This window comes from Actinoplanes sp. ATCC 53533, assembly GCF_003947245.1.
Map to the genome: position 1 here is coordinate 236,720 of NZ_QHHV01000015.1, position 21,973 is coordinate 258,692.

The 21,973-nt window shown below is 72.1% G+C and carries 20 protein-coding genes; 10 read left to right on the top strand and 10 right to left on the bottom strand.

Going from position 1 to position 21,973, the window contains the following annotated elements; all coding sequences use genetic code 11:
• Positions 1–16 precede the first annotated feature (16 nt).
• The 6 genes from DMB66_RS06670 (at position 17) to DMB66_RS06695 (ending at position 4,625) form a co-directional block, all read left to right on the top strand.
• Positions 17–646 (top strand): sugar transferase, encoded by a 630-nt coding sequence (locus tag DMB66_RS06670; RefSeq protein ID WP_233624342.1) that lies wholly within the window; start codon positions 17–19, stop codon positions 644–646.
• Positions 636–1,712 carry a hypothetical protein gene (locus DMB66_RS06675; RefSeq protein WP_125803117.1) on the top strand — a complete coding sequence of 359 codons (1,077 nt, stop codon included), beginning with the start codon at positions 636–638 and terminating at the stop codon, positions 1,710–1,712. The genes DMB66_RS06670 and DMB66_RS06675 overlap by 11 nt, the downstream gene beginning before the upstream one ends.
• A 70-nt stretch (positions 1,713–1,782) precedes the next feature.
• Entirely contained in the window at positions 1,783–2,583 is an 801-nt protein-coding gene (locus DMB66_RS06680; protein WP_125803118.1) for an SDR family NAD(P)-dependent oxidoreductase, read from the top strand.
• An 87-nt stretch (positions 2,584–2,670) separates the two neighbouring features.
• Positions 2,671–3,234: a hypothetical protein gene (locus DMB66_RS06685; RefSeq protein ID WP_125803119.1), complete on the top strand. Its 564-nt coding sequence runs from the start codon at positions 2,671–2,673 to the stop codon at positions 3,232–3,234.
• Positions 3,235–3,381: 147 nt separating this feature from the next.
• Positions 3,382–3,720, top strand: a complete 339-nt coding sequence (locus DMB66_RS06690; RefSeq protein ID WP_125803120.1) for a DUF6398 domain-containing protein — start codon at positions 3,382–3,384, stop codon at positions 3,718–3,720.
• 77 nt (positions 3,721–3,797) lie between these two features.
• Positions 3,798–4,625: a DUF72 domain-containing protein gene (locus DMB66_RS06695; RefSeq protein WP_199752069.1), complete on the top strand. Its 828-nt coding sequence runs from the start codon at positions 3,798–3,800 to the stop codon at positions 4,623–4,625.
• 690 nt (positions 4,626–5,315) lie between these two features.
• Here DMB66_RS06695 and DMB66_RS06700 read toward each other — a convergent pair.
• A complete protein-coding gene (locus tag DMB66_RS06700; RefSeq protein ID WP_125803122.1) occupies positions 5,316–6,587 on the bottom strand; it encodes a tannase/feruloyl esterase family alpha/beta hydrolase in 1,272 nt (423 codons plus the stop codon).
• Positions 6,588–6,711: 124 nt separating this feature from the next.
• Between DMB66_RS06700 and DMB66_RS06705 the strand changes: the two genes are divergently transcribed.
• Together DMB66_RS06705 and DMB66_RS06710 are read left to right on the top strand one after the other, a co-directional pair.
• Positions 6,712–7,791: a sensor histidine kinase gene (locus DMB66_RS06705; RefSeq protein ID WP_125803123.1), complete on the top strand. Its 1,080-nt coding sequence runs from the start codon at positions 6,712–6,714 to the stop codon at positions 7,789–7,791.
• On the top strand, positions 7,788–8,432 hold the full coding sequence (locus DMB66_RS06710) for a response regulator transcription factor (protein WP_233624343.1): 645 nt from the start codon (positions 7,788–7,790) through the stop codon (positions 8,430–8,432). Before DMB66_RS06705 ends, DMB66_RS06710 begins: the two co-directional genes overlap by 4 nt.
• A gap of 13 nt (positions 8,433–8,445) precedes the next feature.
• Here the strand turns inward: DMB66_RS06710 and DMB66_RS06715 are convergent, their stop codons facing one another.
• Genes DMB66_RS06715 through DMB66_RS06755 form a run of 9 tightly spaced genes read right to left on the bottom strand, consistent with a single transcriptional unit; the run spans position 8,446 to position 19,402 of the window.
• Positions 8,446–9,693, bottom strand: a complete 1,248-nt coding sequence (locus DMB66_RS06715) for an FAD-dependent monooxygenase (protein ID WP_125803124.1) — start codon at positions 9,691–9,693, stop codon at positions 8,446–8,448.
• Positions 9,694–9,702: 9 nt separating this feature from the next.
• Positions 9,703–10,716 (bottom strand): GNAT family N-acetyltransferase, encoded by a 1,014-nt coding sequence (locus DMB66_RS06720; RefSeq protein ID WP_125803125.1) that lies wholly within the window; start codon positions 10,714–10,716, stop codon positions 9,703–9,705.
• Between the two features lie 12 nt (positions 10,717–10,728).
• On the bottom strand, positions 10,729–11,892 hold the full coding sequence (locus DMB66_RS06725) for a hypothetical protein (RefSeq protein WP_125803126.1): 1,164 nt from the start codon (positions 11,890–11,892) through the stop codon (positions 10,729–10,731).
• A complete protein-coding gene (locus DMB66_RS06730; protein WP_125803127.1) occupies positions 11,889–13,118 on the bottom strand; it encodes an O-antigen ligase in 1,230 nt (409 codons plus the stop codon). Before DMB66_RS06730 ends, DMB66_RS06725 begins: the two co-directional genes overlap by 4 nt.
• Positions 13,115–14,419: a lipopolysaccharide biosynthesis protein gene (locus DMB66_RS06735; RefSeq protein ID WP_233624344.1), complete on the bottom strand. Its 1,305-nt coding sequence runs from the start codon at positions 14,417–14,419 to the stop codon at positions 13,115–13,117. The genes DMB66_RS06730 and DMB66_RS06735 overlap by 4 nt, the downstream gene beginning before the upstream one ends.
• A complete protein-coding gene (locus DMB66_RS06740) occupies positions 14,412–16,247 on the bottom strand; it encodes a polysaccharide biosynthesis tyrosine autokinase (protein WP_125803128.1) in 1,836 nt (611 codons plus the stop codon). Before DMB66_RS06740 ends, DMB66_RS06735 begins: the two co-directional genes overlap by 8 nt.
• Before the next feature lie 18 nt (positions 16,248–16,265).
• Complete coding sequence (locus DMB66_RS06745) at positions 16,266–17,522, bottom strand: glycosyltransferase family 4 protein (protein ID WP_125803129.1); 1,257 nt, start codon at positions 17,520–17,522, stop codon at positions 16,266–16,268.
• A 7-nt stretch (positions 17,523–17,529) separates the two neighbouring features.
• Entirely contained in the window at positions 17,530–18,669 is a 1,140-nt protein-coding gene (locus tag DMB66_RS06750; protein ID WP_125803130.1) for a DegT/DnrJ/EryC1/StrS aminotransferase family protein, read from the bottom strand.
• On the bottom strand, positions 18,662–19,402 hold the full coding sequence (locus tag DMB66_RS06755) for a polysaccharide deacetylase family protein (protein WP_233624345.1): 741 nt from the start codon (positions 19,400–19,402) through the stop codon (positions 18,662–18,664). The genes DMB66_RS06750 and DMB66_RS06755 overlap by 8 nt, the downstream gene beginning before the upstream one ends.
• A gap of 237 nt (positions 19,403–19,639) precedes the next feature.
• Between DMB66_RS06755 and DMB66_RS06760 the strand changes: the two genes are divergently transcribed.
• Positions 19,640–20,653, top strand: coding sequence for a GNAT family N-acetyltransferase (locus tag DMB66_RS06760; protein WP_125803132.1), 1,014 nt, complete (start codon positions 19,640–19,642; stop codon positions 20,651–20,653).
• Between the two features lie 146 nt (positions 20,654–20,799).
• Complete coding sequence (locus DMB66_RS06765; RefSeq protein ID WP_125803133.1) at positions 20,800–21,972, top strand: MarP family serine protease; 1,173 nt, start codon at positions 20,800–20,802, stop codon at positions 21,970–21,972.
• The last annotated feature ends 1 nt before the right edge of the window (position 21,973 follow it).

Genomic DNA, 21,973 nt, shown 5'->3' on the forward strand with positions numbered 1-21,973 from the left:
CGCTGAAGGAGTCGCCGTGCTGTGGGAAGGTTTCAACCGACTGGTCGCCGCTGTCGCTCTCGTACTGTTGTCGCCGGTGATCCTCGTGGTCGCGGCCTGGATCAGGATCGCGGACGGCCGCGGGATCCTGTTCGTCCAGGACCGGGCCGGGCGCGACGGCGTGCCGTTCCGGATGCTCAAGTTCCGCACGATGGTCCACGACTCGGTGGCGCTGAGCGCGCAACTGGGCATCAGCGACCCGTTCGGGCTGGTGGAGAACGACCCGCGGATCACCAGCTGCGGCCGCTTCCTGCGCCGCACCAGCCTGGACGAGCTACCCCAGCTGGTGAACGTGCTGCGCGGGCAGATGCGGCTGGTCGGGCCGCGCCCGGACGTGCTGCCGCAGGTCGCGAACTACTCCGCCGAGGACGCCCGGCGCCTGGAGGTCAAACCCGGCATCACCGGCTGGGCCCAGGTCAACGGCCGCGACGACATCGACTGGCCGCAGCGCTTCGCGCTGGACCGCTGGTACGTCGACCACTGGTCACCCGCGCTGGACCTGCGCATCCTCTGGCGCACCTTCGCCACCCTGCGGCGCGACGAGGCGCCGGTGCACGTCGACGAGCTCAACATCCAGCGGGCCCGGGATCTCGGCCGTGCCGCCTGACGACCGCCGCGAGGTCGGTTCCGAGTTCCACTGGGAGCCGGCCGTCATCGCACCGTCCCCGGACTCTCCGCTGCCGCAGCGATTCGAGCTGTTCGCCACCGGCTGCGGGGCGCTGTGCATGCTGGTGCGGCAACTCGCGCCGTGGGGACGACTGCACGTACCGTCGTTCTTCTGCATGGGGGTCGCCGAGGCGCTGTCCGCGGACGCGCCGATCACGTGGTATCGGCACCTGCCGGACGGGCAGGGCCCGCGGCTCACAAACCTGCATGCCGTGCCCGGCGACGTCGTCCTCGCGCAGAACCTCTTCGGCCGCGACGAGCAGGAGCCGTGGGACGCGTGGATGCGCGCCCACCCCGGCGTCACCGTCGTGGAGGACCACTCGCACGACCCCTTCGGCGCCTGGGCCCGGGCCAGCACCGCGCCGTACGCGGTGGCCTCGCTGCGCAAGACCCTGCCGCTGCCCGACGGCGGCCTGCTGTGGTCACCGCGCGGGCTCGACCTGCCGAGGCCCAGCGGCCCGGAAAGCCCCGGCGCCCACCTCAAGCTCGCCGCGATGCTGCTCAAGGACGCGTGGCTCGGCGGCCGGGCGGTGCCCAAGGAGGCCTTCCGGGCGCTGCAGCAGCGCGGCGAGCACGCCCTGCTCGGCAGCGCCGGCCCGGCCAGCGCGCTGACCGCGACGGTGCTGCCGCTGCTGGACGTGGCCGGCCTGCGCGCCGCGAGCACGCGGAACGCGCACGCGCTGACCGAGGCGCTGGCCGGCCGGGCGGGCCGGGAGTGGCGGATCCTGACCGGGGGGCCGGCCGGCGCGGCGCCGTTCCGGGTGCAGTTGCTCTGCGTCTCCCCGGCCGTCCGGGATGCTCTGCTGGCGCACCTGGCCGGGCAGGGGATCTTCGCGCCGGTGCACTGGCGGCAGGACCGCGGTGGATGGTGGAGCGGCGACGAGGCGGCGGCTGACCTGGCCGACCGCATCCTGACCGTGCCGGTGGATCACCGCTGCGGGCCCGGCGAGGTACGGCGGGTCGCCGAGGTGCTCGGCGCCTTCGCCGCCGCGCCCGCCCCGGCCTGACCGCTTACCCCCAGCGGTGCCCCGAGCAAATGTCGTTGCTCAGCGAGGGCGGGGGCCGCAGACTGCTCGGATGCCTATGCGCGTCGCTCTGGTGACCGGTGCCAACCACGGGATCGGTGCCGCCACGGCGCAGGCGCTGGCAGCGGATGGCGCCGCCGTCGTATGTGCCTACTGGCCGGTGGACAACCCGGCGGATCCGGGTGTCCCCGAGACCTACCGGGTCAACCGCGCGGAGACCGCTGACGCGGTGGTGGCCGCGATCCGCGACTGTGGCGGCGAAGCGGTGGCTGTCGCCGAGGACCTCACCGATCCACAGGCACCGCCCCGGCTTTTCGACCGGGCGGAAGCGGCGTTCGGACCGGTCGACATCCTGATCAACAATGCCAGCGGCTGGGTGCAGGACACGTTCAGCCCGCGCGGTGCCGACAGCTTCGGGCGGACGTTGCAGCCCGTCTCGGCAGCCACGTGGCGGCAGCAGTTCGCCGTCGACGCGATGGCGCCGGCCCTGCTCATCGCGGAGTTCGCCGGCCGGCACGCCGCCCGCGACGCGACCTGGGGCCGGATCGTGGGCCTGACCTCCGGTGGTGATCTCGGCTTCCCGGAAGAGGTCTCGTACGGCGCCGCGAAAGCGGCCCAGACGAACTACACCATGTCCGCAGCCGTGGAACTGGCCCCGCTCGGCATCACCGCGAACGTCGTCCACCCGCCGGTGACGGACACCGGATGGGTGACCGACGCGGTCCGCGACTTCGTGTCGCACAGCGCCGCGCACGTGCATGTCGCCACCCCGGCGGAGGTCGCGGAGGTGATCGCCTACCTCGCCTCGGACGCGTCGGGGCTGATCACCGGCAACGTGATCACCTTGCGCTGAAGGGCCGAGCAGCCCGCCCGCGGCGCGTCGGAGCCCCGTCACCGGCGCGGCGGTGACACGGCGCGCCGGACGGTCGATACTCGACGGATGCGGGCCCGGGCTGCCGTCGTACTGGTGTCGGTTCTTGCCCTGCTCGCGGCCTGCGACGATCCGCCGCGGCCGTCCGGCGCTGCGTCGGCGTCGGCGACGCTGTCGCCGCAGCCGCTGCGACTCCCCGTGGTTAGGCCCGGCGAGCCGTGCCCAACCGCGACCGCGCAGGCCTGGACGGGGCCCGGCCAGGCGGCGAAGGTGCTCGGCGACGGGCCGCTGTATCCGATCGCCGACTATTTCGGCGGCGATGCCGTCCTGGAGCTACGCGACGATGAGCGAGGGCCGGACGGCTCGTACGAGAAAAAGGTCCGCTGGTTGGGCGTCGGCTACGCCGGACCTGTGCTCTTGCGCGCCGCCCGGATCGACGGACCCGGTGTCGCAAGCGCCCGGTTCTCCTACGTCGGCAGCTCGCGCGCCGGCGGCCACTATGCCGAGCTCACCAATGCGGACAGCGACCTGCCGGCGACGACCACCGTCGGCGGGCCGGGGTGCTACGCCTACCAGGTGGACGGCACGACCTTCAGCAAGACGATCGTGTTCGGAGCCATCGCAGCGCCCTGACGGGTCACGATCACGGTTGGCCGGCGCGGCGACCAGGTCCGAATAGCCGTGGACCGCGTTCCACAAGTGGTTCTCGGGATAGATCCCGGATCCCTTGTGGGCCGAGCGCCAATCGCGTGCCCAGAAGCCTGCTTCGACGCGGCGCAAGTGAGTGAGGCTCGCAACCGCGGGATCTGGGCCGCCGGCATCGTGTACGCGATCGGGCGGGTCAACTTCCTCGCCGACCCGGACCAGAATCCCCATCTGCGCACCGATGACCTGGCCAACAAGGGCCTGGAGGTCGACGGCTTCCTGGTCGACGCCCGCCACCTCCCGCCGGAGCTGCAGGTGGAGGCATGGCAGCGGGGCCCCAGCCGGCCGGGCAAGCAGATCCATCAATGTAATCCAGCCGATTCGATCCGTTCCCATGCTCTTCAGCGTGGCGATGACGGAGGGATCGGCAAGCCTGAAGTCCTGTCCTGTCGCTACCACTACGCGGATCGGTAGGCTTTCCCACCCCGCGGTAGACACCGCGGACACCTAGCACCTGGGGGAGCGCCGTGCGACTTCATGTGGGATGCGCGATGTGGTCGCTGAAGTCCTGGCAGGGACGCTTTCTGCCGCATCCGCTCCCTTCTCAGGAGCGCTTGCGGTCCTACGCCGGCTGGTGCACCGCGGTCGAGGGCAACACCACCTTCTACGCGACGCCGACCCGCGACACCGTGGCCACCTGGGCGCGGCAGACCGATCCCAGCTTCCGGTTCGTGCTCAAGCTGCCCAAGGTCATCACGCACGAGCGGCGACTCACCGACGCCGGTGAACCCTTGCGGATCTTCCTGGACGCGATCGAGCCGCTGGGCCCGCGGACCCACGCCCTCTGGGTCCAACTGCCGGGGTCGTTCACCCCCGCCGACCTCCCGGTCCTCGACAGCTTCCTGCGCGGACTGCCCACTTCCCACCGGTACGCCGTGGAGGTCCGCCATCCGGCCTTCTTCGATGACGCCGGCTCGACGGCGCTCCTGGAGGGGGTGCTCGCCGCCGCCGAGGCCGAGTGGGTCCCCTTCGACACCACCGCGTTCTTCGCCAAACTGCCAACCAGCGACGCGGAACGGGATGCCTGGACCAAGAAGCCGCGGCTACCCCGGCGCTCGCAGGCCCTGACCGACCGGCCAATCGTGCGCTACCTCGGCCGCGACGCCACTGCGGAGACGGTCGAGGGCTGGCGGCACTGGGTCGACGTGACCGTCGGCTGGCTGCACGAGGGCCGCTCGCCGACCGTGTTCGTGCACACCCCGGACAACGCGGACGCCCCGATGCTGGCCCGCCGCTTCCACGACGAAGTCCGGGCGCGGGTCCCCGAGCTCGCACCGCTGCCGGAGCCGACGCCGACCGAACCGCTGACCCTCTTCTGACCGTTCACAGCCGCCGCTACGGCGGTTCGTGGTCTGCGACCACACCCCGCGCGATCGAGGCTCGTCTCGATCGCGCGGGCCTCGCCGGCTCCCCCCGCCCGGCGACAGGACCCCCCCCAACGCCTGCTGACCCGTAAATAGAGAGTTCGGGGGCAGGCGGCAGCGTCCCGGCGGAGCCGGGATGTTTGTCGGGTTTTAGGGGTGTGTCATGTGGTGGGTTGCAGGGTGACTTGTGGCCGAGTTGTTCGAGTTGGTGGATCAAGCTGCGGGTGGAGCGCCACGGGCTCCCGACGTCGACCGGACGGCTACCACCCCACATCCACGACCATCGATCATGGCAGGCGATGGCCGACGCACACCCAGTCCCACCACAACACCGCATCCACCCACGACCGCAACCCACACGGCCCCATTTACGCAGCCCGACGGCGCCCCCGAACGGGGGCACGGATGCCTTTGCTCTGCTTCCCCATCGGAAACACCCCCTCGGTCGAGGCCCGGCATCAACCGAAAGCAGAACCGCACATGCCACCCGGTGTTTCCTATCGGGAAGCAGAGCAAAGCGAGTAACCACCAACACCCCTGCCGGCTGGACGCGGCGGCACCCCCGATCGGGCCTGGCGGTCGGGCCCGGCGGTCGGATCCGTTGGCCGGGCCTGGCGGCATTGGAGAACAAGCGCCGTGGCAGTACTACCCCCGGCCGGTCCAGGTTTCGAGCTCGGCGAATCCCCTGGTGAACGATGGGAGCATTGGGCGCAGGACCGCCGGGGCGATCGGCACCAGGCCGTCGGTGTGGGTGCCGCCGGCGATGTGGCTGTAGCGGTGGAGGCCGCCGCGGCCGGCGTTGGTGACCATGCGGTGGTAGATGTCGCCGTATGTCGCGGGTGGGGTCAGGGCGTCGAGAGTGCCCTGGATGCTGACCAGTGGACGCTTGATCCGCCCGGTTAGGGCGACGCGGGCGATGGCCTGGTGCACCGAGCGCGGCCGCACCGAGAGGTTGTAGTCGGTGTCGCAACCCGCCCCGGTGCCTTCGGCGCAGAACGGGGTGCCCGCTTCGGCAGTGCCGTCGTAGCGCGGGTCCAGTTCTTCGCGCGTGATTCGCTGCAGGAAGTCCCACTGGTTCTTGTGGTGGTAGCCCCAGAGGGCCTCGGATCCCTTGGGATAGCCGGCCGCGATCAGCTCGGCGTGGGCCTCGGGGTCGCCGGCGGCATAGCGGGGGTAGGCGCGTAGCGCCGGTGGGAGCGTGGTGAGCATGCTGGTGCTTCGAGTGAAGATGAGGGCGTTCCAGTCCAGGCCGCCGGTGTAGAGGTCCGGGCGGTTCTCCAGTTGCCAGCGCACCAGGTAGCCCCCGGCCGACAGCCCGGCCGCGTAGGTGGCGCGCGGGGCCTGGCCGTAGTGGCGTGCGGCCGCTTTCCCGGCCGCGACGGTGAGCTGGGTGACCCGCTGGTGCCATTCCATGATCGCGTCGCCGGGGCGGTGGCCGTCCCGGTAGATCTGCGCGCCGGTGTTGCCCTTGTCCGTGGCGGCGTAGGCGTAGCCCTTGGCCAGCACCTGGTCGCTGATGATCCGGTCGTTGGCGAACTGTTCGCGGGTGGCGGGCGGTCCCGCCACCACGAGTCCGCCGTTCCAGCGGGTCGGTAGCCGTAGCACGAACTGGCTGTCGTGCTGCCAGCCGTGATTGGTGTTCGTTGTGGAGGTGTCGGGGAAGTAGCCGTCCACCTGGACCCCAGGCACGCCGGACGGGGTGACCGTACCGGGAGCTTCCAGGCCCGCCCAGTCCGCCGGATCGGTGTGTCCGGATGGCACGGTGCCCGTGGTGGTCAGGTCTGCCAGGCACGCGGTGATGGAGTGTTCGGCTCCTGGCACCCGTACCCCCGGGCAATCCGCCTGCCGCGCGGCGGCGGGAACCGGGAGCAGGACGGCCAGCAGGAGCGGGGCCGCGACAACGCTTCGGAGTGTCATGCGGGGAAAACTAGGAGCCGCAGGTCACCCGGGATAAGTGCGAGACCGCCCGCACCGCCGCGGCCGTTGGGCACATGACCTTCGGCACCCGCCGTGGCGGCCGGCGTCCTCCTATGCTGAGCCGGTGACGCGGTCGATGTCCTGGATTCCGCCCGTTCTCTACAGCGCGGTGCTGGCCGGTGGCGTCTACTACTCTGCGGTCGGCCCGGGCCTCACTACGCGGACTGCCGGATTCGCGGGTCTGCTCGCCGTGCTCATCGTGCTGGACGCGCGGGACCGGCCGATCCCGCCCGGCCTGCTGCTGGGCTTGCGGATCGTGTTGTTCTGCGGGGTGACGGCGCTGGACGCGTCCGGCCTGTCGCGGGTGCTGTTCGTGCTCGTCCCGTTTCTGGCCTTCTTCGCCTTCGGCCGGACAGTCGCCCTGGTGCTCGGCGTGGGCTGTGTCGCCGCGGTGGCGGTGGCGTTCATGCTGTGGGTGCCGGAGTGGTACGTCCGCGCCGAGTACATCTCGGACCTGCTGATGTTCACCCTGGGCATCGTGCTGGCGATCGCGATGGCCGCGGTCGCCACCGGCGAGCAACGCGCTCGCCGGCAACTGGCGGGGACCCTCGATGAGGTCGCGGATCTGTCGGCGGCGCGGGAACGCAACCGGCTCGCCCGCGAGATCCACGACAGCCTCGGCCATCACCTGACCGCCATCGGTATCCAGCTGGAGAAGGCCGAGGCGTTCGCGCCTCTCGACCCCGCGACGTCCGCGCAGGCGGTGTCCAGCGCCCGCTGGTCGGCCGACCGCGCCCTGGCGGAGGTCCGCACCTCGGTCCGTACCCTCGGTTCGGAGACCGGACCGGTGGAGCTGTCCCGGTCCCTGGCCGACCTCGTCCACCATCTCGACGGCGGGGCCGGGCGCGTGCTGCTGACCGTCACCGGCCGTGAACGGCGGCCCTTGCTGGTGCTCTACCGAGCGGCCCAGGAGGGTCTGACCAACGCCTGCCGGCACTCCGGCGCGGCCCGGATCGGCCTCACGGTCGCCTACGACGACCGCGGAGCACGCCTGACCGTCAGCGACGACGGCCGGGGATTCGATCCGGCCGACGAGGGGTTCGGGCTGTCCGGGCTGCGGGAACGGGTCCGCCTGGCCGGCGGCGCCGTGGCCGTGGCCAGCTCCCCGGCGGGCACCGAACTCACGGTGGAGGTCCCCTGGTGAACGCGAACGTGAACGCGAACGTGAACGCGAACGTCACCGTCTTCGTCGTCGACGACCAGGAGCTCGTTCGCGAGGGCATCGCCGCCCTGCTGGGTCTGCAACCCGGCATCGAGGTGGTGGGCAGCGCCCGCGACGGCGCCGAGGCCGTCGCGGCTGTGCCCGGCTGCCGGCCCGACGTGGTGCTGATGGACGTGCGGATGCCCGAGCTGGACGGCGTCGCGGCCACCGCCGCCCTGCGCCGGCTGCTGCCCACCTGCAAGATCGTGATGCTGACGACGTTCGACGACGACGAGTACGTCACCCGCGCGCTGCAGGCCGGCGCGATCGGCTACCTGCTCAAGAACCTGCCGGTGGCGGATCTCGCCCAAGCGGTCCGCCTGGCACACGCGGGCGTCGCCCAGTTCGACTCGGCGGTTGTCGGCCGGCTGGCCGCGGCCCTGCCGGCCACCGACGTCCTCACCCCCCGGGAGACGGACGTGCTCCGGCTCATCTCGGTGGGCGCGAGCAACAAGGAGATCGCGTCCCGGCTGTATCTGAGCGAGGGCACCGTCAAGAACCACATCTCGCGCATCCTGAGCCGCCTCAACCTTCGCGACCGCACCCAGGCGGCCCTCTACGCCAAGGACAACGACCTGCTCTGAGCGCCGGCCGGGGTCAGCTCGCCGTCAGCCGGGCCGGCTCGCGGGGCCGGCTCACCGCGGTGCTCGCCGCGGCCAGCCCGGGCCGCCGCCGGGCCCGGTGCCACCGCCGGGTGCTCAGCGCCCAGCGGAGCAACGTCCGCGGCCCCGCGCTCTGCGTCGCTACATGCAGCAGGTATCGCCACGTCGGATACTCGCCGCGCCGGTTCGACAGCGCGTACGAGAACTGCTTGGCCGGCAGGTCCACATAGTCCGGCACCCGCTCGAACCATTCGCTGCTGGCCTTCGCCGCGCGCTGCAGCGGGGCCAGCGCCGTCTTGCGGCGGTGTTCGTAGCGTTCCAGCGCCACCGCCAGGTCGTCGTCGCCGGACACCGCGTCGGCCAGGGCCATCGCGTCCTGCATCGCCAGCTTGGTGCCGGAGCCGATGGCGAAGTGGGTGGTGTGCGCGGCGTCGCCCATCAGCACCACGTTGCCGTGGTCCCAGCGCTGGTTGGTGAGCCGCCGGTAGTTCAGCCAGCCGGTGCCGCCGACCTCGGCGCGGTGGTCGACCAGCGGCTGCCCGCCCAGGTGCGCGGCGAAGATCTCCTGCAGGCGGGCGCAACCCTGCTTGGCGTCCAGGCTGTCCAGCCCCAGCCCGGCCCACGTCTCCGGCGCGCATTCCACGATGAAGGTGCTGGTGTCCGCGGTGAACGGGTAGGCGTGATACCAGATCCAGCCGGCCGGGGTCTGCTCGAAGCCGAACGTGAAGGTGTCGAAGACGTGCGAGGTGCCCAGCCAGATGTACTTGTTGCGGCCCACCTCGATCTCGGCGCCGAAGTGTTCGGCGTGCTGGTCGCGGACCCGGCTGCGGGCGCCGTCGCAGGCCACCACGAGGTCGGCGGCGCCGGCCTCGGTCAGCTCGGTGAGCTCGTCGCGGTAGCGGATCTCGACGCCGAGCTCGACGGCCCGCGCGGCGAGGATGTCCAGCAGGTCGCGCCGGCCCAGGCTGAAGCCGTACCCGGCCAGGTGGGTCACCGCCTTGCCGGTGGCGCGGACCTCGTATTCGTCCCAGCGGCAGGCCGCCCGCGAGATGCGCTCGGCGCTGACCGGGTCGTAGCGGAACAGGTCGTCGAGCAGGTCGTCCCAGAAGACCACCCCCCAGCCGTACGTGACGCCGGCCGGGTTGCGTTCCAGCACGGTGATCTCGTGTGCGGGGTCCGCCAGCTTCGCCAGTACCGCGAAGTACAGGCCGGCGGGCCCGCCGCCGATGCAGGTGATGCGCATGCCGTGCTCCTAACGGTAGGGCGGGAAGGTGGCGGACAGGTCGTCGGGATCGGCGCCGGGCCGGCGGTCGGCGACCAGCAGCCGGTACGCGGCGGGATCGGTCACCACCCGCCAGGTGTGGAACGGGTGCCGGCTCGGGGAGAAGCCGGCCTTGTACGAGAACAGCGAGTCGTTCGTGCCGCCCTTGCCGCCGCCGAGGTGGAAGACGGTGTCGCCGCGGCCCTTGCACCACCGCCGCACCTCGTCGTACAGCAACTCGTCGGCGTACCGTTTCGGGGCCCGCCGGGTCGACGAGACGTAGCCGGTGGCGATGCCGTCGTGCTCGAAGAACGTGTTGCCGCCGACCACCTCGTCACCCTCCAGCGCGACGGCCAGGTGCATCCGGTCGCCGACGGCGTCGTGCATCGCCGCCAGGTGCTCGCGGGTGAAGAAGTAGTAGGACGACGCGCCGACCCGGCGCATGTTGTCGTGGTAGACGGCCACCCACTCGCCGAGCCGGTCCCAGTCGTCGAAGACGATCCGGGTGCCGGCGCGGCGCGCGCGGTTGATGTGATTGCGGTGGTCGCTGCGGGTCTGGGCCCACATCTCGTCGAGGCTGACGGTCAGGTCCATCGAGACGGTCTCGCCGTGCCGGACCAACGCGCCGAAGCGCCCCAGCGTGGCCAGCGGCGCGTCCAACAGCGGATGCATCCGCACGAAGGCCGTCACGATGCCCGCAGCCCGCAGCGTGGAGATCATCGCGGCGCACCCGCGCTCCCAGAAGCCGGTGTCGCCGGTGCCGACCGGGCCGGGATACCCGTACGGCGACAGCGCGTCGCGCAGCTCCGAGCCCGGCACGTCGCGCAGGATCAACGGCATCAGCAGCCGCCGGCCCTCCTCGGCGTAGTGGAAGGCCACCGGGGTGCCGCCGTAGAGCTTCGCGTCGAGCTCGACGTACGCCGGCTCGTGGTACATGTCGTGCGGGGTCTGCTGCAGCGCCTCTTTCCATTCGCGCGCCGTGGGTTCCAGCAGCGAAGCCTTCATGATGATGCCTCCTCAGGACCGCAGGATCCGGGCGTTGAGCGCCATGTTCGCGGCGAACTGATCGTTGACCACCTGGTGCCGCTCCAGCCGCTGCTGGACGGCCGCGTCGTAGCGGCCCAGCTTGACGAAGCCGTCGGAGAACCACCCGTTGTCGGCGCCGGTGCCGTCCACGAAGCTGCGGTAGGTTCGCCCGCCGGGCCAAATCACCTTGGTCAGCAGCGCGGAGAAGGCGGCCATGTCCGCGCCGGTCCAGCCCCGGCCGTGGTCGCGCGCCTCCACGACGTACGCCATGACGCCGTTGCCGTGGCTCACGTCCTGCCCGGGCCGCCTGGCCGAGCCCCAGACGTCGCTCCAGAAGTACGCGGTGGGCTCGGCGGGATGGCGCCGCAGCTGACTGCGCAGGCCCGCGCCGTTGCTCGGCAGGTGCAGGTCGATGTTGCCGGCAACTTCGAGGTAGCGCCGGCGGCGGGCCGGGTCGGCGGTGATCCGCGACAGGTTCAGCGCGATCAGCGCCCAGTGCGCCGCCATGTGCGTCCGCTCGCGGTAGATCGTCTCGCCCGCCCCGCGGGAATACCACTTCTGGAAGACGTGGGTCTCGGCGAAGTCCAGCAGCCGGTCGTAACGGGCGCGGTATTCCGGATTGTCGGGGGTCGCCGCGTTGTCCCGCATGGCGACCAGCAGCGCGGTTCCGTACCGCCAGAAGTAGCTCTCGTAGAGCGGGACCTCGTCGCCGCGCTGCCCGGAGCTGCTCGACGCCCAGCCGCGATAGCCGTCCTTGAACCGGCTGCCGCGCAGCGAGGACGACGGCCGGGCCGAACCGGCCACGTTCTCGACGAATTCCAGGGCGCGGTCGAGATAGCGTTTCTCGCCGGTGGCACGGAACATCGCGATGCAGGAGTCGACCGAGTAGGACAGGTCGTAGTGGTCCCAGCTGTCCGCCGACAGGCTCATCGGCCGGCTGTTCTCGTACTGGTAGTCCCAGCTCTGCAGGAAGACCGACGCCCAGTGCGAGACCGGCCGCAGCTTGACGGCGCGCGGCGGCGCGGCCGGCGCGGCCGGCAGCGGTTCCATGATCGTGGGTACGTCGTTCCGCGGCGGCGCGCTCGCGGCGGTCAGCGAGGCGAGGGCGAGCAGCAGCACCGCCCGTCGGCCGATCTTGGCATGGTCCGGGGTCATCGGGGCACCGGCTCTCGGAGGGGCACGGGCAGCTCCGGCCTGGCCGGCGCCGCGGGGATCACCGCCGCGGCTGCCGCCATGGCCGCGAACAGCCAGGCGAGCCGGGCGTCGTAGTAGTCGCCGGAGAACAGGCTGCTCAGGGCGACGAAGACCGCCGCGGCCACGGCGAGCCCGGTCAGCTGGGGGCGCTCGCCGCCGCCGCGCACGGTCCGGGTCCACAGGACGATCGCGGTGGTCAGCAGCCCGATGCCGATCAGGCCGCCCTCGGCCGCGACGCCGAGCACGTAGTTGTGCGGATATTCGACGCCCTGGTTGACGCCGATGTAGCCGTAGAAGCCGTCCAGTCCCGCGCCGCCCAGCGGATGCTCGACCGCCAGCCGCCAGGCGGCGGCCCAGATGTCCGTACGGTCGGACAGGTAGCGCTGTTGCACGGTCTGCTCGACGAACCGTTCCTGGAACAGGTTGGTGAAGGCGGGCGGGGCGAACGCCCAGACGGTGGCCGTCGCGATGACCAGGACGGCGGCCCCCGCGGCGACCGCCCCGGTGCGCAGCCGGCCGCGGACCTTGAGCGAGGCGACGGCGCCGACGGCGACCCCGGCCAGCAGTCCGGCCCGCGACCCGGACAGCACCGCCGCGAGCAGGAACAGCGGGATGACCAGCAGCGGCAGCACGCGGCGGGTGCTCAGATAGAGGGCCACGGCGCTGATCACGCCGAGGATCTCGATCCGGACGAAGACGTTGGGCCCGCCGCCGAACGCCGAATAGCGGCCCTGGTCGCCGGGGCCGTTGATGAACAGCGCGGCGAGCGCGAAGACCACCGCAGCGACGAAGAACAGCAGGAAGGTGGTGCGGATGACCACCGTCGGATCGCCGATCGTGTACACGTAGTACGCCACCGTCAGCACGCCCAGCAGGATCAGGTCGAGCGTCTGCGGGCCGACCCGGGAGGCCTGCGGCGCCCACAGCCCCGAGGCGATCTGGAACAGGAAGAACAGCACGGTCGCGACCAGCCAGCCCTCGCGCCGGTGCACGCCCGGACCGTGCGGGCGCCGGGCGACGTCGACCGCGAGCACGACCAGGGCGACGAGCAGCCCGATCACCCGCAGGTCCACCCAGGCGAGGTCGACGAACCCGGCCCGGTCCAGGGTGAACCGCCCGCCGATCGCGACCAGGACCAGCACCAGGCCGGGAGCGAGGAAGACGCGCGGGTCACGCAGCCACGTCATGGGGTCTCCCGGGCGATCCGGTCACCGGTGACCCGGCTGGCGACGAGGGCGAAGACCAGGCAGGCGCCGTAGCCGAGCAGCGAGCCGTACGCGGCGCCGAGGATGCCGAGCGGCGGGATCAGCAGCAGGTATGCGGCGAAGCTGAGCGCGAAGCCGGTGATCTCCGCGGCGGAGACCAGGGCGCTGTGCCCCCGGGCGATGAGCAGGCCCAGGCTGATCCGGGAGACCGCATAGAGGCCCGCGGCGGCGACCAGCGGCAGCACCACGGCCTTGGCCGGGGCGTACTGCTCGCCGAAGACGGGCACGATGAGCAGATACAGCCCGCCGGCCGCGATCGGGGCCACCACCAGGCAGTAGACGACCGCGGCGGCGACGATCGGGCGGGTGCGCAGCGCGCCCTCGCGGTGGGTGGCCCGCCACTTGCCGAGGCGGGAGTCCGCGTACGCGCGCAGCGGCCAGGCCAGCAGCTCCGTCATGGTCGCGACGCTGGCGTACAGGCCGAGCGCGGAGGTGGAGGCCAGCGCCGGCAGCGCCAACCGGTCCGCCCGCAGCATCGCCATGTTGGACAGCGCCGCCGGGAAGAGCGCGAGCCCCTCGGCGCGCACCGTGCGGTTGCGGGTCAGCGGCCCGGCGGTCGGGGCCGGCAGCCGCAGCCACATGACGAGGTAGGCGATGGTCGGCAGCGCCCCGGAGAGCAGGTAGGCGCCGATCCACACGGCCGGCTGCGAGGTGCCGGCCACGAACAGCGTGACCAGCATCGCGAGCAGCAGCAGGGACTCGACGATGCGGGCGTACAGGAAATCGCGCACCCGGCCGACGCAGATCGCGATGGCCCGGGTCGCCAGGCTCGAGGCCTCGGCGATCGCGTAGCCGACGATCAGCATGATGACGACCGGCCCCGGATCGAACCGAGCCGGCGCCAGGACGGCGAAAGCGGCGGCGGCGGCGAGCGTCAGCCCGCCGGGCACGACGAGCAGCCGGGCGTAGGCCCGCACCGCCGCCGCGGGCGTGACGTCGTGGTAGCTCGCGACGAAGCTGCGTTCCGTGCCCAGCAGCAGCACCTGGGTGGCCAGGTAGACCACCTGCAGGATCAGGGCGACCTCGCCGCGGCCCGAGGGGCTCAGGGCGCGGACCATCAGGATGTTGGCCGCCAGCGCGACGCCGCCGGTCAGCAGCTGCGAGGCGACGAGCTTGACGTACGGCTCGCGAAGCTGGGCACCGAGCCAGCCGGCCGGGCCGCCCCGGCGCGGGGGAGCGAGCCCCTGCTCCGGCGCGGCGCGTTCCGCCTGCAGCTCACTCACCGGGCTGCGACTTCTCGTCCGGGACGCGTTGCGCCGGCAGGTGCGGCGGCTCCGGCCGGACAGCCTCGTCGACCGCGGGCTGGGCGGCGTCGGACTTGGCGGCGTCGGGCTGGGTGGCAGCGGGCTTGGCGACGACGGGCTTGGCGACAGCAGGCTGGGCGGTGGCGGGCTTGGCGGTAGCGGGCTTGGGGGTGGCGGGCTTGGCGACAGCAGGCTGGTCGGCGGGCTGGGGGACGGGCTGGGCGACGACCACGCGGGCCTGTCCGCGTACCGTTGCCGTTCCGGCGCCGTCGCGCGGGTGCTGCTCGGCCTCCTCCGGGGTGCCGACCGTGGCCTTGACCACTGTGGTCTTGACCACCGTCGCCTTGACCACCTGGGCCCGGCCCCGGGCGGGCGGCCGGGCGGTCGCCGGCTCGTCGCCGGCAGTCGGGGCACCGAACGTTGAGCCCTGGCCGGCCGGGTCGGCGCCGAACAGCTGGTCGACGAGTTCCGGGTCGGAGCGGGCGGCCGGCACCGCGTTCTCCCGGTGCCAGGCGCCGCCGGTGGGCAGCTTCTTCGGCAGCGCGTTGAGCACGGCGCCGGCGAGCCGGGCGCCGACGCGTTCGAGCAGGTCCATCGAGCGCTCGACGTCGACCGTACGGGTGCGGTTGGCCCGCACCACCAGCAGCGCGCTGTCGGTCACCTTGCTCAGCACGGCCGCGTCCGCCACGCCGTGCAGCGGCGGCGCGTCCACGATCACCACGTCGAAGCGCTCGGTGAGGGCGCGCACGGTCGCGCCGAGCCGGGGCGAGGCCAGCATCTCGCCCGGGTCGGCGGGCTGCTTGCCGGAGGGCAGCACGGTCAGCCGGCCGTCGAGGGAGTCCTGCAGCACGTCGGGCATCTCGGCCGTGCCCGACAGCACGTCGGCCAGGCCGTGGCTGGTGTCCATCGCCAGATAGCGGCCGACCCCCGGGCTGCGCAGGTTGGCGTCGACGAGCACCACGGTGGCGCCGGTCTCGGCCATGGCGATGGCCAGGCCGCACGCGACGGCGGTGGTGCCTTCCTTCGGCTGCGCCCCGGTGAGCAGCAGCGAGGTGCCGCGCTCGGCGTCGCCGTGCAGCCCGGCGACGTCCGGCAGCAGGCTGCGCAGCCGCCGGAACGCCTCCGCGAGCGCCTCGTCCGCGTGGCCGTTGCGACCGGAGCGGCCGCCGAGCGAGATGAGGCCGACCGCGCCGAGCCCGAGGCGGCGCAGGTCGTCCTCCTCGCCGATCGTCTTGCGGGTGGCCTCGCGGACCGCCACGGCGACCGCGCCGATCAGCAGGCCCAGCACCGCCGAGAAGCCGATGTTGCGCACCAGGTTGCCGGGCACCTCGGTGGTGACCGGATTCTGGGCGATCGAGACCGACGGGGTGGGCCCGTCGACGGGCGCCTTGGGCGGCGGGTCGAGCTGCTTGGCGAGCTCGACCAGCGACGCGGTGGCCGTGGTGACGATCGACTCGCTGCGCTCGGCGGACGGGTCGGTGGCCGAGACCACCAGCAGGTCGGTGCCCTCCTGCACCTGCGCCGACAGCTTGGCCTGGACCTCGGCGGTGCTGAGCGGCAGCTCCAGCTGGGTGATCACGTTCTCGGCCACCCGTGGGCCGGTGAGCAGCGCGATGTACGAGCCGAGCCGGCTCGCCTTGGAATCCGGGTCGCCGGTGCCGGTCGTCACGAACAGCACCATCGATGAGCGGTAGGCCGGCTTCGCGGTCAGGGTCAGCCCCGCCGCGGTGCCGGCGGCCAGCAGCACGGGTATGACGAGCCAGAGCCATCGGCGCCGGCAGGCCCGTACGTACTCACGCAGTTCCACTCTGGTTCTCTCCGCTCTTCACGCCTGCTCGACGGCGGCCCGGGCGGCGCGGCGACCCGGTTTCCGCACCGCCGCGGACCGGTTCAGTACGGCTTCGAACTGCGCGAAGAGCAGGTCCCGGGAGAACCGCTCCACGGCGAGCCGGTGCGCGGCCTCCCGCGCCTGCTTGAGCCACACCTCGTCGCGGAGGTGCGCGGCCAGCACCGCTCCCGCCTGCTCGGCGTCGTACGGGTCCAGCACCAGCCCGGCGCCGGTCTCGCGCAGCAGGTCGGCCTGCCAGCCGCCGTAGTTGACGGCGATCGGCCGGGAGGCGGCGAGCGCGTCGAAGAACTTGTTGGCCGAGTTGTCCCACAGGGCCCGCACCGGCCGGACGAAGCTGCTCGACATGGTGGCGGCGCCGAGGATCACCGGCAGGTCGGCCTTGGGCACCTTCTCCCACATGTGCACGGTGCGGTCGAGCAGGCCATACCCGGCGGCGAGCGCCTTGGTGTCCTCCCATTCCTTGCCGTGCCCGACGATGAGCACCTGCGCTTCCGGGTCGGTCTCACCCATCTTGCGGGCGGCCCGGACCAGGTATTCGACGCCGTTCACCGCGCCCAGCGCGCCGGTGTAGACGATCAGCGGCCGGTCGCCGAGCCAGCGGTGCTCGTCGCGGAAGCGCCGCACGGCCTCCGGCGCGACCTCGAACATCGCCAGGTCGGCGGCGTTGGGGATCACGGTGGTCCGGGTGCCCGGGCGGCGTGCCGTGACGCCGGCGGCCATGCCCGGCGACAGCGCGATGACCTCCTCGGCGTTGCGGTAGGCGAAGCTCGCCAGCGCCCCGGCGATCCGGCGGGCGATCGGGTTGCGCAGCACGCCCATCTCGATCGGCACCTCGGGCCACAGGTCACGGACCTCGAAGACGAACGGCACCCGGCGCAGCCGGGCCGCGACGACGCCCGGGACGGCGACGGTCAGCGGCGTGCTGGTGGCGAACACCAGGTCGGCCTTGAGGGCGGCGGCCTTCGCCGCCGCCAGGACCATGAACTCGGCGAACGCGCGCAGCCGCTGGGCGAAGGACATGTTGTTCGAGTACGGCACGGAGAACCAGTGCACCTGGATGCCGTCGTCGTCGGTGCGCCGCCAGCCCAGCGACCGCTTGCCGGGCGTGATGTCGGTGGTGATGACGTGCACCGTGTGGCCGCGGGCGACCAACCGGCGGGCCTGCTCGTAGGACCGGATCCCGCCGGTCATCGACGGGTTGCAGTAGTACTGGTGGATGTAGACGATGCGCATCCCGCCGTCACCCCTTCTCTCGGGCCACCGCGCGGACGGCGGCGACGACGCGTTCCCGGTCGTGGTCGGTGAGCGCGGAGCCGCTCGGCAGGCACAGCCCGCGGCGGAACAGGTCGGCGCTGACCATTCCGCCGCGCACGACGCAGTCGCGGAACACCGGCTGCAGGTGCATCGGCTTCCAGGTGGCCCGCGCCTCGATGTCGTGCCGGCCCAGGTGCTCGATGATGCGGTCGCGGTCGGCGCCGAAGGTCTCGGCGTCGACCAGCAGGCAGGTGAGCCACCAGTTGGGCACGCCGTACTCCGCCACCGGCATGAACGTCAGGCCGGGCAGGTCGCCCAGCGCGGCGCGGTAGTAGTGCGTGTTTCGGCGGCGGGCCGCGATCAGCTCGTCGAGGCGCTGCACCTGGCCGCGGCCGACCGCGGCGAGCAGGTTGCTCAGCCGGTAGTTGTAGCCGACCGCGCGGTGCTCGTAGTGCGCCACCGGCTCGCGGGCCTGGGTGGCCAGGTAGCGGGCCTGGGTCGCCACCCGGCCGTCGTCGGTGACGAGCATGCCGCCACCACCGGTAGTGATGATCTTGTTGCCGTTGAACGACAGCACCCCGGCCAGCCCGAACGACCCGGCCGGGCGGCCCCGGTACGACGCGCCGAGCGCCTCCGCGGCGTCCTCGATGAGCGCGACGCCGTAGCGGTCGCAGGCCACCAGCAGGGGCTCGTAGTCGGCGCACTGGCCGTACATGTCGACGGCGATCACGGCCCGGGGGAGCTGGCCGCGATCGGCGCGCTGGCGCAGCTCCTCGGCGACCAGCCGGGGGTCGACGTTCCAGGTGTCGGCGGTGCAGTCCAGGAAGACCGGCCGGGCGCCGAGATACATCACCGCGTTGACGCTGGCGGCGAACGTGAACGAGGGCACCAGCACGGTGTCGCCGCGGCGCACCCCGGCCGCGATCAGGGCCAGGTGCAGGGCCGCGGTGCCGCTGCTGAGGGCCACCGCGTGCCGGACGCCGACCAGCTCGGCCACCTGGGCCTCGAACGCGTCCAGGTCGGGCCCGACCGGCGCCACCCAGTTCGAGTCGAACGCGTCGAGCAGCAGCTTGCGCTCGACGTCGCCGACGTCCGGCGGGGACAGGTAGATGCGGGCGTCAGTCATGGACCCGCGTCCTCACGGCCCAGATCGGCCAGGCCGGGTGCAGGCCCTGCCGCTGGATCCACATCGGCGAGTCGCCCGGGTGCATCGGCTCGCGCAGCGTGGTGGCGAAGCTGCGGTAGCCCGCCTCGCGCACGGTGCGCAGGTCGCGGTCTCCGAAATCGACGGCGGGGTTTCCGTACGGGGCGGCGAAGTCGCGCACCTCGACGCCGAGCTGGTCCTCGATCTCCTTCTTGGAGTCGAGGATCTCCCGGACCGCCGCGTCGTCGTCGGCATCCGCCAGGCGCGGGTGGGTGACGGTGTGCGAGCCGAAGTGGTATCCGGCCGCCGCCAGGTCGCGGCAGTCCTGCCAGGTGAGGTTGCCGGGCTGCCCGACCAGCCCGGAGGTCAGGAAGAACGTGGCCGGCGCGCCGAGCTCGCGCAGCACCGGCGCGACCACGTCGCGCCAGCTCAGGTGCCCGTCGTCGAAGGACAGGCAGAACATCGGCCCGGTCATCGGGTGGCGCCCGGCGAGCACGTCGAGCGCGGTGTCCCAGGAGATCAGCGGGCCGAGGCGGCGGAACGCGAGCAGGTGCCGGCGCAGATCGCCGGCATATTCGCCGAGCACGTCGTGGTAGAAGGGGAAGTAGAGCCCGGCGGAGGTCGGCAGCCGCTTGAACAGCCCGGCCGGCGCCAGCACCCGGCCCTGGGCGCGGGGGCGTGCCCGCAGCTTGCTGCGCAGTCCGAGCTCGTTCATCCGTCGCTTGATCCCGGTCGGCGACCCCATGCTTCTCCCACCCCTCCGACTCGCCGGCGTCGGCGTCCCACTCACTTTGACAAATGGCGGCGGCCAGCGTCAGTAGCAATTGTCATAACGAACATGAGAAGCATTCACATCAATTCGAGAAGGGCCCGGACGGTCCTTGCGGAATGGCCGCACGGCGGGGCATCATCCGGCACAGGGCCTTTATTTCAGTGGCGCCGGGGGGATCTCATGCTCGCACTGCACCGGGTGGAACCGACGGCCGCGCTCTGGGCCGACCGGGCGACGTACGACGACCGGTTGATCTTCCACACCGAGGAGTGGCTGCGCTTCGTCGCCGAGTCGCAGCGCGCCGAGCCGGTCCTGGCGACGGTCACCGACGGCACGCGCGCCGTCGGCCACTTCACCGGACTGGTCACCAAGCGCTACGGCCTGCGGATTCTCGGCAGCCCGATGGCCGGCTGGACCACCTCCTACGTGGGCTTCAACCTCGAGCCGGGGGTGCCGCGCCGGGCCGCGCTGGCGGCCCTGATGCCCTTCGCCTTCGGCGATCTCGGCTGCGCGCATCTGGAGATCCGCGATCGCGGCCTGACCGAGACCGACCTCGAAGGGCTCGGCCTGCGCTGGGCGGCGGCGCCGACCGCGGTGATCGACCTGCGCCCGGCGCAGGACACGCTGTTCGGCGCGATGGCCAGCGCCTGCCGGCGCAATATCCGTAAGGCCGCCAAGTCCGGAGTCGTCATCGAAGAGGCGAATCCCGGCGACCAGGAATTCGCGGACGACTTCTACCATCAACTACGCGACGTATTCGCCAAACAAAATCTGGTGCCGACGTATTCGATCGAGCGGGTGCGCGCATTGATCCGCAATCTCGCCCCGGCGGGCCGCATCCTGCTGCTGCGGGCCCGCGACCCCGAGGGCCGCTGCGTCGCCACGGCGGTCCTGCCCTGGTATCACCGCACGATGTATTTCTGGGGCGGCGCGAGCTATCGGGAGCACCAGCATCTGCGCCCGAACGAGGCGCTGATCTGGCACGCGCTGCGCTGGGCGAAGGAGCGCGGGGTGACCGAGTTCGACTTCGTCGGCGGCAACTCCTACAAGGCCAAGTACGGCACCACCGAAGTGCCGGTGCCGTGGGCCCGCCGGTCCCGCTCGCCGCTGGTGGCGGGGCTGCGCGACGCCGCCAAGGAGGGCTTCGCCCTCAAGCAGCGCGCGGTCGCCCGACTCTCCCGGGTGCACCACTGACGTGTGTGCCGCGTCACCTATACGGGTGGTTGCGAAAAGGGCGTGCGACCAGCCTCGGCTGCTCCGCCGCCCTTCGACGGACAACGGTGAGCAGTTGATCACCGCGTGCGGTTGGGAGTTTGGCCTACTCTTGCGCACGTGAATGGGTGCTTGTGGTCGACGGAATCCTGATCCTGCTGATGCTGGTCTTCGCGATCAGCGGCTACCGGCAGGGGTTTGTCATCGGTGCGCTGTCCTTCGGCGGCTTCTTCAGCGGTCTGCTGATCGGGTTGCAGATCGGCCCGCTGATCGCGAACCAGTTCGCCGACAGCGCGGTCCGGCTGGTCGTGGCGCTCGTGACGATCCTCGCGCTGGCGGTGCTCGGGCAGACCCTCGCGGGCTGGCTCGGCACCAAGGTGCGCAGCTCGATCCTCAGCCCGTCGCTGCAGCGTCTCGATGACGGCGGCGGGGCGGTGATCTCCCTGACCTCGGTGCTGGTCGTCGCGTGGCTGCTCGCCGTGCCCCTGGGGTCGACGCCCTTCCCGGAGTTCAACAAGCAGGTGCGCAGCAGCGCGGTGCTGCAGGGTGTGGACGATCTGCTGCCCGAGCAGGCGCAGGCGCTCTCGGCCGGGCTGCGCCAGTCGCTGGACACGGACGGCTTCCCGGACGTGCTCGGTGGACTGACCCGCACGAGCGCCGCCCAGGTGCCGCCGCCGGACCCGGCCCTCGCGAAGTCCCGGCTCGTCACCGACGTGCGCCGGTCGGTGCTCAAGGTGCTGGGCACCAGCTGCGACCAGCGCATCGAGGGCACCGGCTTCGTGTATGCCGAGGAGCGCATCATGACCAACGCGCACGTGGTGGCCGGCACCAGCGCGGTGCAGGTGGAGACGGCGAACGGCCCCCTCGACGGCAAGGTCGTGGTCTTCGACCCGGAACGCGACCTGGCGGTGGTCTACGTGCCGGGCCTGCGCGCGCGGGCGCTGCCGTTCGTCCGCCGGCCGGCGCCCACCGGCGCGAACGCGATCGTGCTGGGCTATCCGCTGGACGGCCCGTACAACGCGCAGGCGGCCCGGATCCGCGAGGCCGGCGACATCACCGGCCCGAACATCGACGACTCGGCCAACGTGACCCGCGAGATCTATACGATCCGGGCCCTGGTCCGCCGCGGCAACTCGGGCGGCCCGCTGATGGCCCCGAACGGCGAGGTGCTCGGGGTGATCTTCGCGGTGGCCCGGGACGACCGCAACGTGGGCTTCGCGCTCACCGCGGCCGAGGCCGCCGGCGCGGCGCGGCTGGGCGCCGAACGCACCCGGGGCGTCGAGACCGGCGCCTGCGGCTGAC

Bases quoted from the DNA above. Each gene is read 5' to 3' on its own strand.
- DMB66_RS06755 (WP_233624345.1), bottom strand. From the start codon at position 19,402: ATGAACGAGCTCGGACTGCGCAGCAAGCTGCGGGCACGCCCCCGCGCC.
- DMB66_RS06695 (WP_199752069.1), top strand. From the start codon at position 3,798: ATGTGGTCGCTGAAGTCCTGGCAGGGACGCTTTCTGCCGCATCCGCTC.
- DMB66_RS06715 (WP_125803124.1), bottom strand. From the start codon at position 9,693: ATGCGCATCACCTGCATCGGCGGCGGGCCCGCCGGCCTGTACTTCGCG.
- DMB66_RS06725 (WP_125803126.1), bottom strand. From the start codon at position 11,892: ATGACCCCGGACCATGCCAAGATCGGCCGACGGGCGGTGCTGCTGCTC.
- DMB66_RS06745 (WP_125803129.1), bottom strand. From the start codon at position 17,522: ATGCGCATCGTCTACATCCACCAGTACTACTGCAACCCGTCGATGACC.
- DMB66_RS06720 (WP_125803125.1), bottom strand. From the start codon at position 10,716: ATGAAGGCTTCGCTGCTGGAACCCACGGCGCGCGAATGGAAAGAGGCG.
- DMB66_RS06700 (WP_125803122.1), bottom strand. From the start codon at position 6,587: ATGACACTCCGAAGCGTTGTCGCGGCCCCGCTCCTGCTGGCCGTCCTG.
- DMB66_RS06750 (WP_125803130.1), bottom strand. From the start codon at position 18,669: ATGACTGACGCCCGCATCTACCTGTCCCCGCCGGACGTCGGCGACGTC.
- DMB66_RS06730 (WP_125803127.1), bottom strand. From the start codon at position 13,118: ATGACGTGGCTGCGTGACCCGCGCGTCTTCCTCGCTCCCGGCCTGGTG.
- DMB66_RS06680 (WP_125803118.1), top strand. From the start codon at position 1,783: ATGCCTATGCGCGTCGCTCTGGTGACCGGTGCCAACCACGGGATCGGT.
- DMB66_RS06760 (WP_125803132.1), top strand. From the start codon at position 19,640: ATGCTCGCACTGCACCGGGTGGAACCGACGGCCGCGCTCTGGGCCGAC.
- DMB66_RS06685 (WP_125803119.1), top strand. From the start codon at position 2,671: ATGCGGGCCCGGGCTGCCGTCGTACTGGTGTCGGTTCTTGCCCTGCTC.